12 protein-coding genes and 1 riboswitch are annotated in these 15,349 nt (G+C 66.2%); of the genes, 4 read left to right on the top strand and 8 right to left on the bottom strand.

Features of this window, described 5'->3' with window-relative positions; all coding sequences use genetic code 11:
* Positions 1 to 9: 9 nt before the first annotated feature.
* The 5 genes from V9E98_01865 to groL all read right to left on the bottom strand — a co-directional run bounded on the left by V9E98_01865 (position 10) and on the right by groL (position 7,216).
* Entirely contained in the window at positions 10 to 336 is a 327-nt protein-coding gene (locus tag V9E98_01865) for a helicase-related protein (GenBank protein MEI2715738.1), read from the bottom strand.
* Positions 333 to 1,658 carry a DNA repair helicase XPB gene (locus V9E98_01870; protein MEI2715739.1) on the bottom strand — a complete coding sequence of 442 codons (1,326 nt, stop codon included), beginning with the start codon at positions 1,656 to 1,658 and terminating at the stop codon, positions 333 to 335. The genes V9E98_01865 and V9E98_01870 overlap by 4 nt, the downstream gene beginning before the upstream one ends.
* A 34-nt stretch (positions 1,659 to 1,692) precedes the next feature.
* On the bottom strand, positions 1,693 to 3,831 hold the full coding sequence (locus V9E98_01875; protein MEI2715740.1) for a helicase-associated domain-containing protein: 2,139 nt from the start codon (positions 3,829 to 3,831) through the stop codon (positions 1,693 to 1,695).
* A gap of 220 nt (positions 3,832 to 4,051) precedes the next feature.
* Positions 4,052 to 5,326 (bottom strand): FAD-dependent oxidoreductase, encoded by a 1,275-nt coding sequence (locus tag V9E98_01880; protein MEI2715741.1) that lies wholly within the window; start codon positions 5,324 to 5,326, stop codon positions 4,052 to 4,054.
* Positions 5,327 to 5,590: 264 nt separating this feature from the next.
* The gene (gene groL / locus V9E98_01885) at positions 5,591 to 7,216 is read right to left on the bottom strand and encodes a chaperonin GroEL (GenBank protein ID MEI2715742.1); all 1,626 of its coding nucleotides are present in this window, start codon (positions 7,214 to 7,216) and stop codon (positions 5,591 to 5,593) included.
* A gap of 358 nt (positions 7,217 to 7,574) precedes the next feature.
* Between groL and V9E98_01890 the strand changes: the two genes are divergently transcribed.
* Positions 7,575 to 7,895: a DUF5709 domain-containing protein gene (locus V9E98_01890; GenBank protein MEI2715743.1), complete on the top strand. Its 321-nt coding sequence runs from the start codon at positions 7,575 to 7,577 to the stop codon at positions 7,893 to 7,895.
* 55 nt (positions 7,896 to 7,950) lie between these two features.
* A complete protein-coding gene (locus tag V9E98_01895) occupies positions 7,951 to 9,618 on the top strand; it encodes an FAD-dependent oxidoreductase (GenBank protein ID MEI2715744.1) in 1,668 nt (555 codons plus the stop codon).
* A 7-nt stretch (positions 9,619 to 9,625) separates the two neighbouring features.
* Here V9E98_01895 and V9E98_01900 read toward each other — a convergent pair whose 3' ends face one another.
* Both V9E98_01900 and thrC read right to left on the bottom strand, forming a co-directional pair.
* Positions 9,626 to 9,907, bottom strand: a complete 282-nt coding sequence (locus V9E98_01900; GenBank protein MEI2715745.1) for a ubiquitin-like small modifier protein 1 — start codon at positions 9,905 to 9,907, stop codon at positions 9,626 to 9,628.
* A gap of 17 nt (positions 9,908 to 9,924) precedes the next feature.
* Positions 9,925 to 11,106 carry a threonine synthase gene (gene thrC, locus V9E98_01905; protein MEI2715746.1) on the bottom strand — a complete coding sequence of 394 codons (1,182 nt, stop codon included), beginning with the start codon at positions 11,104 to 11,106 and terminating at the stop codon, positions 9,925 to 9,927.
* Positions 11,107 to 11,227: 121 nt separating this feature from the next.
* A riboswitch (SAM riboswitch) is annotated at positions 11,228 to 11,320 on the bottom strand.
* Positions 11,321 to 11,526: 206 nt separating this feature from the next.
* Here thrC and V9E98_01910 point away from each other — a divergent pair.
* Entirely contained in the window at positions 11,527 to 12,513 is a 987-nt protein-coding gene (locus V9E98_01910; GenBank protein ID MEI2715747.1) for a glucosyl-3-phosphoglycerate synthase, read from the top strand.
* On the opposite strand, the gene V9E98_01915 is transcribed toward V9E98_01910, so the two are convergent.
* Positions 12,487 to 12,780, bottom strand: coding sequence for a DUF3263 domain-containing protein (locus tag V9E98_01915; GenBank protein ID MEI2715748.1), 294 nt, complete (start codon positions 12,778 to 12,780; stop codon positions 12,487 to 12,489). The genes V9E98_01910 and V9E98_01915 overlap by 27 nt on opposite strands.
* Before the next feature lie 444 nt (positions 12,781 to 13,224).
* Here V9E98_01915 and V9E98_01920 point away from each other — a divergent pair, with 444 nt between their 5' ends.
* Complete coding sequence (locus tag V9E98_01920) at positions 13,225 to 15,318, top strand: helicase-associated domain-containing protein (GenBank protein MEI2715749.1); 2,094 nt, start codon at positions 13,225 to 13,227, stop codon at positions 15,316 to 15,318.
* The last annotated feature ends 31 nt before the right edge of the window (positions 15,319 to 15,349 follow it).

Below are 15,349 nucleotides of genomic sequence, written 5' to 3' on the forward strand. Positions count from 1 at the left end.
CGAACCGGGCTAGCTGCCGTAGAGCAAGTCGTCGGCGTCGACGATCGAGTACGCGTACCCCTGCTCCGCCAGGAATCGCTGTCGTTTCGCGGCGAACTCGGCGTCGACCGTTTCCCGAGTCACGATCGTGTAGAAGTGGGCGGTGCGACCGTCCGACTTGGGTCGCAGCACTCGTCCCAGGCGCTGGGCCTCCTCTTGCCGCGATCCGAAGGTCCCGGACACCTGGATCGCCACGGTCGCCTCCGGTAGGTCCACGGAAAAGTTCGCGACCTTCGATACGACCAGGGTGGTGATCTCGCCGGTGCGGAAGGCTCGCGAAGAGTCGCTCCCGCTCACGCACCGGCGTCTTTCCGGTGACCAGCGGCACGTCCAGGGACGCGGCCAAGTCCCTCGAGTTGGTCCAGATACTGACCGATGATCAGCGTCTGCTCACCGGCGTGGCGCTGCAGCAACTTGCGCACCACCCGGGTCTTCGCGGGGGCGTGCGCGGCAAGCCGGTACTTGTCCTCGAACTCGGCGATGGAGTAGGTGGCCCGCTCGGCTCCTGACAGGTTGACCCGGATCTCGGTGCAGTCGGCTGGGGCGATCCATCCCTGGGCCTCGATCTCCCGCCATGGCGCATCGAATCGTTTCGGACCGATCAATCCGAAGACGTCACTCTCGCGACCATCCTCGCGGATCAACGTGGCCGTCAGGCCCAGGCGGCGTCGGGCCTGAATGTCGGCAGTGAACCGGAATACGGGAGCAGGAAGCAGGTGGACTTCGTCGTAGATGATCAGCCCCCAGTCGCGGGCATCGAACAGATCAAGGTGTGAATAGACGCCCTTGCGGCGGGTCGTGAGGACCTGATACGTGGCGATGGTGACGGGCCGGATCTCCTTGCGTGCGCCTGAGTACTCCCCGACCTCCTCATCCGTGAGCGACGTGCGGCGCAGTAGTTCGGCCTTCCACTGGCGCGCGGCAACGGTGTTGGTGACCAGGATGAGTGTCGTGGCGGCGAGTTCCGCCATCGCTGCGACCCCCACGATGGTCTTTCCCGATCCGCATGGGAGCACGACAACACCCGAACCACCGGCGAGGAACCCTGCGACGGCCTGCTGTTGATAGTCGCGCATGTGCCAGTCTTCGGTGGCCAAGGCGATCTCGTGGGCTTCGCCGTCGACGTAGCCGGCCAGGTCTTCGGCCGGCCAGCCGAGGGCCAGGAGAACCTGTTTGAGCCGACCCCGTTCGCTGGGATGGACCCTGACTGTGTCGGAGTCGATGCGAGAGCCGATCATCGGCTGCACCTTCTTGCTGCGCAGAACCTCATCGAGGATGGCCGGCTCGGCCGTACTCAGCACCAACCCATGGGCGGGGTGCATCTGAAGTCGCAGGCGACCGTAGCGCGACATCGTCTCGGCGACGTCGACCAGCAGCGAGTGGGGGACGGGGAATCGACTGTGGGTGATCAGGGTGTCCACGACATGTTCGGCATCGAAACCCGCGGCGCTGGCGTTCCACAGTCCGAGATCGGTCATCCGGTACGTGTGGATGTGTTCCGGAGAGCGCTCCAGTTCGGCGAAGGGGGCGATGGCATTGCGGCATTCCGCGAAGTTCTCGTGATCGACCTCGAGGAGGAGGGTCTTGTCGCTCTGCACGATGAGGGGTCCGCCGGTCATCAGACAAGTATCACCCGCCGGCAGTCCGATCGGTTCAGCCCGCAGCGGACGCGACGATGCGCTCCAGGGGAATGGTCCGGATCTCACCGGCCGTGACGTCGAACGCGCACACGTCCCCTCCGTGCAGATCCAACGGTTCCATCAGATGGATGAGCCGCTGCCCGTCGTCCCCCGCGAAGCTCAACCACAGCCGTCGATGGCTGGCCACGGCTTCCCGCAGGGCCGTCTGCAACTCGGCCGAGCCGATCGGTGGCAGGACCCCAGGTGCCTGCGGGTCCATGCCGGGTCGCTCGTCGACACCTCGTAGTGAATGGATGACCCGCGCTGCCACGGGTCGGTCGGCTGCTGGGTCGGACACCGGTCGGTGCGACGCCAGGACTGCAGGGGCGGCGTCGGGTTGTGTCGCCGCTCGTCCGGCGGCGCGCAGTCGGCGTGCCACTTCGTCGCAGGCCTGCTGTGACACCAGGACCCCGGGGGCGATTTGGCGCAGCCCGAGCCCGGCGAGTTCGGCGTCCGCGAGCAGTTCGGCGACCTGATCCACCGGTGCTGTGATGACGGACGGCCCCGGATGGACGCTGATGGCCGGCAATCCGGCTGCCTGATCAGCGATGAGCACGGACAGGGCTTGGGGGATGCCTGTGGTGGAAATGGACTCCAGCCACTCGATCAGCTCGGTCGGGTCGGCTCCCGCCGCGAGGGCATTACGCACGCTGTCAGGGGTGAATCGGAAGACCGCGGCGCCACCGCCGGATTCCCAGTCGGCGGCCTCCCCGAGCCGTCGTTCGACGCTGGGGTCGAGCGGACCGAGTGACGTGGCGGTCAGGTCCGCCTGCATGATGACCTGGCTGCCCAGGGTCGGCAGGGACGGGGCCAGGGCGTCGGCGAGTATGCGCTCATCACCCGGGCCGGCGCGCAGAGCAGCCGACGGGACACCGGCGAACGTCAGGCCCAGCGCCTCGCAGTCAGCCAGTACGGTGCCCACGAGGGCGGGCGATGGCTGCAACCGGGGGCGGTACCAGGTCAGCCAGTCGGCTGTGTCACGGCCGGCTCCCTCTCTCAGCCCGGCGAGGACGAGCTTGCGCAGCGTCGGGATCATCGCCTCGTCGCCGCCCTTCAGCAGTCGGGCGGGGTCTGCGGTCACAGCACGTGGGACACCGATCCAGGCATGGGTCAGTGCTGCCCAGCGATCGGCGATCGGGTCGTCCAGATGATCGGCGTAGTCCGTCGTCGGTCGCATCCGTGAGTCTTGATCCCAGTCGATCCACCGCGCCCCCCACGCCGACAACAGGATCAAGCCGATGCGCGCGGGGGGGATTCGGACCCGGTCGGTGAGCCGCTCCCAGTCCCGCGCAGGGATGGCGCCATTGGCCTGCCGGGCCACGGTCTGAGCCGCGAGATACGCCAGGACCCGGTCGGTGTCGCGCACCAATTGGTCGGCTGCATGCCCCGCGTGATCGTCCGCGGCGGCGAACTCCTTGGTGACCGGGGCGGGGAGAACGGGCCCCGGCAGACGGGGGTCGGCGATCAGCTGCCCGCGGCGCAGCAGCAAGGCGATCTCACGCGGCACCACCAGCGCCCCCGAGTCCTCGCAGGCCATGAATTCCTGCTCGGACAGCCAGTCCCAGCCGGCCACGCTCGGGGAAATGGTCGGGGGACCCCAAGCCGCTCGCACGAGCAGGTCGCGAGCCTCTTGCGGGGCTGACCGAACCCGGGCCTCGAACAACTCGGGATCGCTCACCATCTGGCGCACGCCAGGCAGGTTCGCCCGGACCACCGGGTCCAACCCGCCAGGAAAGGGTCCGAGGAGTTCCCGCACCGTCGAGGGCACTCGCAGATCGTCGTCCCCTCCCCAGAGAAGCACGCGGTCGTACAGTGCGGTGACAATGGGCCGGATGACCGCGGGGTCCTGATCAAGCCCGATCGCGAGATCGGCGGCTGAGAACTTCCCGGCCGGGGCCAAGGCGCAGCCCGCTTCGAGGACATCGAGTTCCGCCGCGGTCAGGTCATCGAGAGCCGCCAGAGTCAGTGCCGCGCTGTTCACCTTCAAGGCCAGATCGGAAAACGACTTAGGGACGGGACGCAGGAGGTCCGGTCGCAGGTCGAAGAGCAACTCCAACTGGTCATCGGTGCGGTAGCGCAGGTCCTCGGCAAGGCTGCGGGCGCGTGACGGCATCCTTCGACCCTATGTTGGGTCCCGGGCAGATGCACAGCCGGTGTCTGAGTCCCGTCGCTACGTCAGCCGGTTCCGCGGGACCTGCAGAGGATGAAGGGCTTCTTCTTCACGTGGTACTTCTGCTTCCAGACAGTGCGCCGGTGACCCGGCTCCTTCGCCGTGATCCGCACCGTGATCGTCAGACGATCACTGCACAGCGCCCGACAGGTGTGCGTGGGGGTCAGCGGGAGTCCTGCCACGTGAAGTATCTGCTGACGAGAGGCAAGTAGGACGAACTGAGCTTTGCCAGCGGGATGGCGCTGTGGCGTAGTCTCGCCACCGCAGGCATGTCCGCCTGACCGGTCAGGTGCTGTGCGATGCGGTGGCCCAGCCACGTGTTCGTCGCCACCCCACTGCCGTTGCACCCAGTCGCGTACCACGCGCCATCGTGTCGGCCGGCATGTGGCATCCGGTCCAGGGTGATCGCCACGTTGCCGCCCCAGGCGAAATCGATCGGGGTACCGGACAACTGCGGGTGCAGCCGGACCATGGAGTCGTAGAGGAAGTCCCGCGCCGTGGTCACGTCGACGGGATCGAGCGTGCGCCGGCCCCCGAAAGCCAGTCTCCCGTCCGGCGTGAGGCGCCAATAGAACAGCAGATTCTTGGTGTCGACCATCATCCGACCGGTGGGGCTGACGGAACTCGCCAGATCCGGCTCGAGCACCGCAGTGGCGATAATGTACGAGGCCACCGGAGTCACGCGCTTGGCCAACCACGGCAGCACGTTGTCAGCGTAGGCGTTGGTGGCCACGAAGACGTCTCGTGCCACGATCTCTCCCCGAGTCGTCGTCACATGATGGAACCCTGGCCGCCCCACCAAGTTGATGGCTGCCGTCCGGTCGTGGATGGCGGCTCCGCTGTCCAGCGCTCGTCGAGCCATACCTGCGTGGAACTGCGCGGGGTGCAATCCGCCAGTCCGTTCCAGGACCATCCCGGCCGCGAACGCGGAACTGCCGATCTCGGTGTCCAGTTGATCCCTGGAGAGAAATCGTGCTGGAGAGCCGTGTGCCTGCATGTCCTCAGCGTCGTGGCGTACCCCGCGGACCTGGAAGTCGCTGTGCGCCAGCATCAACATCCCTGATCGGCGGTAGTCGCACTCGATTTCGGTGGTCGCCAGATCCTCGACGAAGTCGAAGGCTTCGTTGACCTCCGCGAACATGCGGCGTCCGTTGTCCCCGTACTTCTTCACCAGAGTCGTGGGCCCAGCCTTCAACTCCGGGATGACCATGCCGCCGTTGCGGCTGGAGGCCCCCCATCCCACTCGTTCCTTGTCCAGGACCACGACAGACCGGCCCGCCCGCGCGGCAGTCGCGGCTGCCGCCAACCCGCACAGCCCGGCGCCGATGATCACCAGATCGGCCTGTGTCGGCGGGGGCCCCAGCGGGGGGCTCGGTGGTTCCGCCTGGGTCTGCCACAGGCAGACCTCCCGGTAGGTGTCGGACAGCAAGGCGGCCATGGATGCGACGCTATCAAGCGCAGAAACCAGTCACCTGTCACGGATATCCGGCGTCACAGGTCACTCGAGGACTACGCGGCAATTGCGAAGGCCCGCACCTTTCGGTGCGGGCCTTCGGCAACTGAGTCTGTGACTTCTGGTCCTCCGGGGTATCCCCCAGGGGCTCCTCAGAAGTCCATGCTCTTCTTGACATGGACTTCTTCGTCGGTCACTTCGCTCGGCAGGTACTCGCTTCGCTCGTCCCTACCTCGCTGCGTTCCCTCCTCAGAAGTCCATTCCTCCCATACCACCGTCACCAGCAGGCATCGGCGGCGTCTTCTCCGGCTTGTCGGCCACAACCACCTCGGTGGTGAGGAACAGACCGGCGATCGACGCGGCGTTCTGAAGCGCGGAACGAGTCACCTTTGCGGGATCGATGATGCCAGCGGCGATCATGTCCACGTACTCGCCTGTGGCGGCATTCAGGCCCTGACCCGGCTCCAAGGAGCGAACCTTCTCCGCGACGACGCCACCTTCGAGACCGGCGTTGACCGCGATCTGCTTCAGCGGAGCCGACACGGCGCTCTTGACCAGCGCGGCACCGGTGCCCTCGTCACCCTCGAGTTCGAGCTTCTCGAACACGGCCTCGGACGCCTGCAGCAAAGCCACGCCGCCACCGGCGACGATGCCTTCCTCGACGGCGGCCTTCGCGTTGCGCACGGCATCTTCGATGCGGTGCTTGCGCTCTTTGAGTTCGACCTCGGTCGCAGCCCCGGCCTTGATTACCGCAACACCGCCGGCCAGCTTGGCCAGACGCTCCTGCAGCTTTTCGCGGTCGTAGTCGGAGTCGCTGTTGTCGATCTCGGCGCGGATCTGGTTGACCCGGCCGGCGATCTGCTCAGCGTCACCGGCACCCTCAACGATGGTCGTCTCGTCCTTCGTGACGACAACCTTGCGGGCCTTGCCCAGCAGGTCGATGTCAGCGGACTCGAGCTTGAGGCCGATCTCCTCGGAGATCACCTGCCCACCCGTGAGGATGGCGATGTCCTGCAACATGGCCTTGCGACGATCCCCGAAGCCCGGAGCCTTGACGGCCACGGACTTGAACGTGCCGCGCACCTTGTTGACGATCAAGGTGGCCAGGGCCTCACCCTCGATGTCCTCGGCGATGATGGCCAGCGGCTTACCCGACTGCATCACCTTCTCCAGGATCGGGAGCATGTCCTTCACCGTAGAGATCTTGCTGTTCACGATCAGCACGTAGGGATCGTCGAGGACGGTCTCCATGCGCTCCGTGTCGGTCACGAAGTACGGCGAGATGTAGCCCTTGTCGAAGCGCATGCCCTCGGTGAGCTCCAGCTCCAGACCGAAAGTGTTGCTCTCCTCGACGGTGATGACACCTTCTTTGCCGACCTTGTCCATGGCCTCGGCGATGATCTCGCCGACCTCGGGGTCAGCCGCGGAGATGCTCGCGGTGGCCGCGATCTGCTCCTTGGTCTCGACCTCCTTGGCCATCTCCAGGAGCTGGCTCGAGACAGCCTCGACGGCCTTCTCGATGCCCTTCTTCAAGCCCATGGGGTTGGCGCCCGCGGCTACGTTGCGCAGACCTTCCTTGACCAGGGCCTGGGCCAGCACAGTGGCGGTGGTGGTGCCGTCACCGGCGACATCGTCGGTCTTCTTGGCGACCTCTTTGACCAGCTCAGCGCCGATCTTCTCGTACGGGTCTTCGAGCTCGATCTCCTTGGCGATGGATACGCCATCGTTGGTGATCGTAGGAGCGCCCCACTTCTTCTCCAGCACCACGTTGCGGCCCTTGGGCCCCAACGTGACGCGGACGGCATCGGCGAGGGTGTTCATCCCACGCTCGAGTGCCCGTCGGGCTTCCTCGTCGAACGCGATCATCTTTGACATCTGGTGCGTTCCTCCGAAAGAACTTGTTAACGGTGCTCCGACGCGGCGCCCGCGACGGCCGACCCGCACCCGGCCCCATCGAGAGGCTGGGCCCGGACCTCGCCGAGCCGAAGATTGTCCGCACTCGCTGCCTGCTCCAGCCCCGATGGCTGTCACTCGACACCTGAGAGTGCTAACACATGATTAGCACTCTCCCTGCGAGAGTGCAAGCCCGGCGGGTTCCGCCCAACGCGGATTACCCGGTTCTGGTGGACTGCGCCGTGAGCGCCGCGAGCAGCAGTACCGGCGGGTGGGAGCCGGATCGATGACGTGGGAGTGTCAGAATCGTTACGGAACCCAAATCGCTGGGGAGGCCGAGATGTCACGGCACGGACATGAGAAGTACGACGATCCGGCACAGGACGTCGTGGCGGAGCTCTATCACGAACTGTCCGAAGAGTTGGGCACGGACGGACCGGTCGAGACCTTCGGGCATCCGGCCGAGGATGTGGTCGGGCGATTGGTCGAAGAAGACGAAGGTGCCCGCGCCGACCGCACGGCGGAAGTGCTCGCCCTGGACACCCACGACCTGGAAGACCTCACGGCCGAAGAAGCGGCCATGCACTTGGTGACCGAGGACGACGAACAGCGCGACCCCTCACTGACCCGTCGGGCTCGCGAGGCGCTCGAGGAGTTCTGAGTTCCGGCCCGCCATCAAGGACTCCTCACCGGGGCGCCATGGCTAGGGTCAGAGCATGAGCGAAAGTGCGCCCGCCATCATCCTCGTCGGCAACAGTCACTCCGCACGGCTGCTGGAGGAGTTCGGCCGATACGCCAACGACTACGACGTTCGGTGGGTCGCTACCGCCACCGACGCAGATGTGCTGGCCCAGGAATTGGTGGGTCAAGGCCGACAGGTAGCCCTTTTCGTCGCCGAATCGGTTCTCACCGATGCCGCGGTGACCGATGCCTTGGACTCTTGGCGCAGAATCGTTCCGACGGCGCGCCGGGTCGTCGTGGTTCACCGGACGCGGGTCCTGGCCGACCGGGAGTCCCTGGTCCGCGACCTCGCCACAAATCATGTCGATGCCTTGCTGTTGATCCCGCAGGGCAAACGAGACGAGGAGTTCCACTCGGCCATCAGTGACCTGCTATCGGACTGGGGTTCGACGGTCGCGGGACCCGAGGCCGAATGGGTGCAGATCGTGGCCACCGGGGACGAGCCCGTGACAGTCGAACTCCGACAGTTCCTGGATCGATCGGGGTACCCGTACAAGGTGTACGCGCCGGGTTCGTTCACCGGGCGGGCGCTGCTGGCGTTGATGCGAAGTTCCGAACTGCCCATCGTCAAGACCCCGGTCACCGGAACACTCTTCGTCCCGACGTCTGCTGCCGACCTCGCCGCCGAGATCTACGGCCGCCCCGACGAACTGCCCGAAGGCACAGTCCTGGATCTGGTGATAGTGGGCGCCGGCCCCGCGGGGTTGGCGGCCGCCGTTTATGGGGCCTCCGAGGGATTACGGACCATGGCAGTCGAGTCCGACGCGGTTGGCGGCCAGGCCGGCACCAGTTCCCGGATCCGTAACTACCTTGGCTTCGAACGGGGAATCTCCGGCATGCGCCTGGCCCAGCGCGCGCTCAGCCAGGCGATGACTTTCGGGGCCTGGTTCTTCGTGGGCTCAGGCGCGGCCTCGATCACCGTGGGGCGCTCCGGCGAGCCACACGTGGTCCACACCGAGCGCGGCCCGGTGACCGCGCGAGCAGTTGTCATCGCGACCGGTATGGACTACCGCCGTCTGGAGGTGCCTGACGTCGAAGCTCTCGTGGGCCAGGGTGTCTACTACGGCAGCGCGGTCTCCGCTGCCCGCGAGATGGAAGGGCGGAACGTTATCGTCGTGGGAGGCGGCAACTCCGCTGGGCAGTCCGCGTTGCACCTGGCCCGATTCGCCGAATCAGTGACCATTGTCGTTCGGCGTCCGAGCTTGGAAGAGACGATGTCTCAGTACCTGATCGATGAGATCGCTGCCAACCCCCGGGTCCGGCTGCGGACATCCGCGCAGATCGTCGGTGGCGGGGCGCAGGACCGACTGCGCTACCTCGACATCAAGGATCTGGCCACGGGAACAGTCGATCGGCACGAAGTAGACGGGTTGTTCCTTCTTCTCGGAGCGGACCCCCATTGTGGTTGGCTACCCGACGAGATCGCGCTGGATGACCATGGTTTCGTCGTCACGGGTCGCGATGTTCCCGTCGACGGTTGGATCGACGGCGTGCCCCCGGACGAGTTGGCGACCTCGGTGCCGGGGATATTCGCCGTGGGGGATGTCCGCTCCGGTTCCATGAAGCGCGTCGCGTCCGCCGTCGGCGAAGGAGCCTCGGTGATCCCCATGGTCCACCGCTGGTTGGAAGCCGACCCCCGCTGAGAGCCCGTCAGCCGCCGGCGACGGCCGGGATCACGGCGATGTTCGCGCCGTCAGTGACCTCGGTGTCGAGCCCGGCGAGGAACCGGACGTCTTCGTCATTCACGTAGACGTTGACGAACCGCCGCAGGGCTCCGTCGTCGTCCAGGATTCGTGCCTTGATCCCCGGCGCCTCAGCTTCGAGGGCCTCGAGCGCCGAACCCAGGGTGGCGCCGGCGTCGACCAGGGTGACCTCGGCCGAGTCACCTGTGTAGGTGCGCAAGATGGTGGGGATGCGAACGGTGACGGCCATGGGCCTTCCTTCCGGGTTCAGCGGGTGTTGATGACCGCTCGGACTTCGTTGACGGATGGGTCGATGATCGCAGTAGGTCCGACGTGGTCGGCCACCGCGTCCAGAGTCTTCAATCCGTCGCCGGTGTTGAGTAGGACGGTTTCTGCGTCACGGGCGGCCTGACCGGTCGCCAGTAGTTTCTGGAAAGTCGCCAGGGTGACCCCGCCCGCGGTCTCGGCGAAAATGCCCTCGGTGCGGGCGAGCAGCCGAATCGCCGTCACGATGTCGGGATCACTGACGCTGGCAATCGCGCCTCCTGTGCGCCGCGCCGCATCCAGGGCGTAGGGACCGTCAGCGGGGTTGCCGATGGCTAAGCTCTTGGCGATGGTGTCGGGTTTGACTGGGCGCACCACGTCCAGACCGTCGGCGAACGCCTGCGCCACAGGGCTGCATCCGTCCGCTTGGGCACCGAACACCCGGTAGGGGGAGGACTCGATCAGACCCAGCGTCGTGAGTTCACGCCAGGCCTTGTCGACCTTGGTGAGGAGCGAACCGGATGCCACCGGGATCACGACCTGATCAGGGGTGCGCCATCCCAGTTGCTCGGCGACTTCGTAGCCGAGGGTCTTGGAGCCCTCGGCGTAGTAGGGCCTCAGATTCACGTTGACGAATCCCCACGAGTCGGTGATGGGGTCGCCGATCAGTTCGCTGCACAGCCGGTTGACGTCGTCGTAGTTGCCCTGGACTGCCAGCAGGATCCCGCCGTAGGTGGCGGTCGTGATGGTCTTGCCCGCTTCGAGGTTGGACGGGATCACGACCACCGAATCCTGACCCGCGCGTGCGGCTGCGGCAGCGACCGCGTTGGCAAGGTTGCCGGTCGAGGCGCAGGCGAGCGTCGTCAACCCCAGGCGGCGAGCGGCTGATTGCGCCACCGCGACCACCCGATCCTTGAACGAGTGCGTCGGGTTGCCGCTGTCGTCCTTGACCCACAGAGGGGCGGACATGCCCAAGGCATCGGCCAGATTGTCGGCTCTGACCAGCTTGGTCATGCCCGGTTCGAGGTTCGCCTCAGTTCCGGCGTAGGGGGCGACAGGGAGGAACGCCGAGTACCGCCACAGGGAGTGGGGTCCGGCTTCGATCGACTCGCGCGTGATGCCGCTGAGGTCGTAGGCGACCTCCAGGGGACCGAAGCACTCGATGCACGCGTAGGCGGCGCCCAAGGCGTAGGCGGCGCCACATTCCCGGCAGACCAGGCCCGTGGCATTGCCGAAGTCGGGCCCGCGTGGGCGGCGCAGATTCAGTGGCGGCGGTAGCGGCGGGGGTAAGGGTCACGGTGAGATCTCCTCATCTTTCCCTGACGGGACGGACTTGGCACCGACTGAACGGTTGCCGGGGCTTCGCTGGGCCGTTTCCCTCTGCCCCTCTGGATGAGACTGTTCAATTGTTCCCCACACTGTACTTGAGCACAATGAGTTCCTCGACCACCGCCGAGTCAACTTCAGCGCCGCCGAGTCAAGCGACCGCTGCCGGATAGCGGGACCATGGTCGCAGGCCGCTGAGTCAGCGGGCCGGCCGGGCGCGACCGTCGTGCTTGGCCAAGGGCGGCGACGGGGCCGGCGATGGCCGACGAAGGAGTCCGAATGAGACCTGAGGTGCGGTCCTGGTTCGACCGACGTACCTCGAGTGCGTCGCATTGGCCGTTGGATCGACTCCTCACCGCCAAGGGGGATGCCACTGTCGATGTGATCCTTCCCGCGCTGAACGAGGAGGCGACGGTCGGGGAGATCGTCGCCTCGGTTCGCGGGGCGCTGATGACCTCGGCATGTCCGCTGGTCGACGACTTGGTGGTGGTCGACACGCACAGTGCCGACGCCACGGCTGAACGAGCTGCCGCGGCAGGGGCGCGAGTCGTGTCGAGCGCTGACATCCTCCCAGGTGTCGCCTTGGAACGCGGCAAGGGCGAGGCGATGTGGCGGGGACTGGCCGCCACCAGCGGAGATCTGGTGGTCTTCGTCGATGCCGATCTGCGGTCCTTCACGCCGCACTACATCACCGGCCTCCTGGGGCCGCTCCTGCTCGATGACGGGGTGCATCTCGTCAAAGCCGTATACGACCGGCCGCTGGTCAGCGGCGACGTACGGATAGCCGCCGGGGGCGGTCGGGTGACTGAGATCCTGGCTCGCCCGCTGATCAATGCCCTGTGGCCGGACCTGTCAGCGGTGGCGCAGCCTCTGTCCGGCGAATACGCCGCCCGTCGCACGCTGTTGGAGGCTTTGCCGATGCCCTGCGGGTACGGCATCGAGATCGGGTTGTTGGTGGATACCTACCGGTCGGTCGGATTGGACGGGATTGCCCAAGTCGACCTTGGGGAGCGTGAACATCGCCACCAGGACGCCACACTGCTGGCGCGGATGTCGGCGCAGATTCTGCACGCAGCGCTGATACGGGCCGACCGCGGTGGCGCCGTGTACGCGCCGGCGGCCATTTCTGCGTTGCCGGTGTTCAGTCATGACGACGGCACGTTCGACGTCCAGGAGAAGCCCATTCAGACCGTGGAACGGCCACCCCTGTTGACGGTGCCGGAGTACCGCGAGTCGCGGTCAGCGCCGCGAGCGGTGCACCGCTGACCGGGCTTCCTGACGAGTCTGGCGGATGCGGCGCAGTCGGCGCACGAGTACCGGGTCGGTGGCCAAGGCGGCGTCGCTGTCGATGAGCCGGTTCAAGATCTGGTAGTAGCGGGTGGCGGTCAGGTCGAACTGTTCGCGGATCGCCTCTTCTTTGGCGCCGCCGAACCGCCACCATGTCCGTTCGAACTCCAGGATCTTCGCCTGCTGATCGGTGAGGCCGGCCCCCGCTCCGGCTCGCTCGTCGAGGTCGAGTGCCGTGTGGATCATCTGAGTTCGCTCTTCCCTTCGTGTCGCCTCCACCGGTACCAGCGCTCAGAATGCGTCGCACTGGCTGCCTGGGAGGTCGCCGTCACTCTACTGTCGAGGTCCGACATCTCCGCGTATCCGAGGGGCGGTGTTGCTCATCGGCGTACGGCTGGGGGCGCCTTACCCGCGCCGGTTGCCGGCAAACCCGGACCAGGCGGTAACAGGTGCCCGCGTCCCGATCGTTGTGGTTCCGCTATCTGGGGGAAGCGTTCCGTGAGCCGCCGCTGCACTGAGTGAGGGCACTTGTGCACCAAGTGAGTGCGCTTGTGCACCAAGTGAGTGCGCTTGTGCACCAAGTGAGGGCGCTTCGGCACCGCGTCAGGGAAGTCCGACCGCGTCGACGTCGGCTCCGAGGCACTGGGGGTGAGCACGGGGCCCCCGGCATTTCGGTCGTACTGTGACCGGGTGTCTGAATCCTTGTCCGACTACGTCCGCGCCGTGCCGCTGCTCGGTGTCCACGCCTTCGCCTTGGGATCGGCCTTGGACTACGGATCGAATCCGGCCTCTCGGCTGCGGACGTGGCGACGCGGTGGCCAGGCATCGTGGGTGGCTGCCGCCACCGCCGGCACCGCGGGGCGTCAGCTCTTGCGGGTGCTGGCGACGCTGGGTGGGTGCGCCACAGGTGCGCAGATCGCTTTCCAGACGCAGGGACTCGCCCCTGAGGTGCTCACCCAGGAACTGGCCCAGTTGGAGGCCGCGGGGCTGGTCACCCAGGGTTCGGACGGCTCGGTGGTGTTGGCTGAGCCGATCCCGGCGGACATCCAGGGCATCAGCGTGTCGCTGGCGGACAAGAACGTCATCACCAGTGACCGCCTGGCCGAGATCGCTCGGGAACTCGGGATCTCCCCCATCCCGACTCGAAAAGGAGATCGGCTCGATGCGATCGCCGCTGTCTTCAATGATCCCGCGCGAGCTGCCCAGATTCGGTCCGAGTTGTCTGATGAGGCCTGGGAGTTGCTGGCACGCATCGCCGATGTGGGTGGTGTCGGTGTCGACGCCGCAACGCAGGACCCCATTCTCGAGGAGTACCTGACCGAGTCGCAGATGTTCGGGTACTCCTTCCGGCCGTTGGGCAGAAGTGAGAAGGGCCAAGTGCTGCACCAACTCACCAGCCGCGGTTTGGTGGGAACGGGCTGGGAGTTCGACGTCTGGGTGTGGAAGGAAGCCTGGCCGCTGCTGAACCGCCCCTTCTTCACCGATTGGCCTACCCGACGGGCAGCGGAAGTGGTCACCGTGGGGGAGGAGCATGTCCGAGTTCCCCAACTTGTGGCGAACCTGGATCGTTCGCTTCAGGCATGGCGGGTGCACCCGCCGTCTGTGTTGAAGAACGGAGACCAGCGACTGGCCAAATCGGATGCGCGAGCTTTGGCCAAGTCCCTCGGAGTCCAGCCACGAGTGGTGGACCTCACCGCCCGGTTGGCGATCGGCGTCGGACTACTGCTCGCCAACGTGGTCAGCGAGTCCGGACGGGGCCGCTACCGGACCGTCGATCGAGTGTGGATGGTCGATCCGACCTTGATGGAGCAGTGGGCCCATGTGGCTCCGGTGCAGCGGTGGCTCCGGCTGGTCGCCGAATGGTGCCAGCCCGAAGGTCAGTGCTCCGAACAGATGCTCGTCAACCGCCACCTGCTGCTGTGGGAACTGGCGAATTTGCCTCCCGGTTCGGGATGGAGTCAACCTGACGAGTTCGCGGCGTGGTTCGGCGACCGGTATTCGCCCATGGGAGACGCGGGTGTCGTCAGCGAATGCATCGAGGATCTGCGCCACTTGGGGGTGATCCATCCATCCGGTCCACTGGCTTTGACTCAACTCGGTCGCCTGGCACTGCAGGACCCGAAAGCTGCCGCCGAGGTGCCGGTGGGTAGCGCGAGCGAGGTGGTTGTCCAGGCCGATCACACGATCATTGCTCCCCCTGATCTTCGTGCCGACTTGGTGGCCGAGCTCTCGCTGATCGCGCAGGTGGAAAGTGACGCTGGGGCGTTCATCTTCCGACTGGATCCGCCACTGATCACCCGGGCGATCCAAGGGGGTGCCACTGAGGAATCGATCATCGGATTCCTGGCCGAGGTGTCCTCCGTCGAGATGCCCAGCACCATCGAGTGGTTGGTCCGCGATGCGGCTCGGCGCGCCAACCGGGTGACCGTGATCGCGGCGCCCACGGTGATCGCGGTCACGAACCCGGCGGATCTGGATACTGCCTGCGCGGTCAAGAGCGCCAAACTGACGAAGGTCTCCGAGACGGTTGCCGTGTCAGACCTCCCGCACGCCAAGGTCCGAGCGGCGTTGGATCGCGCTGGGCTGGTTCCCGAGGTGGTGTTGGGCGGGTCCAAGAAGCCGCCCCGCTCCCAGACCGTCCCTCAGTCGCTCATGCCCAGGGCGAGTGGTGAACCGCCCTCAGGACCGCAGTCCGCGCTGGTCGCGGGTGAGATCCCCGCTCGCCTCCAGGTGCGAGGGCCTTTGGCGTTGACGCCGCAGTTGGTCGACGAGCTCGATCGGTGAGCTCGATCGACAGGTGAGCTCGATCCGTGAG

Source organism: Candidatus Nanopelagicales bacterium (assembly GCA_037045355.1).
Taxonomy (GTDB): Bacteria; Actinomycetota; Actinomycetes; order S36-B12.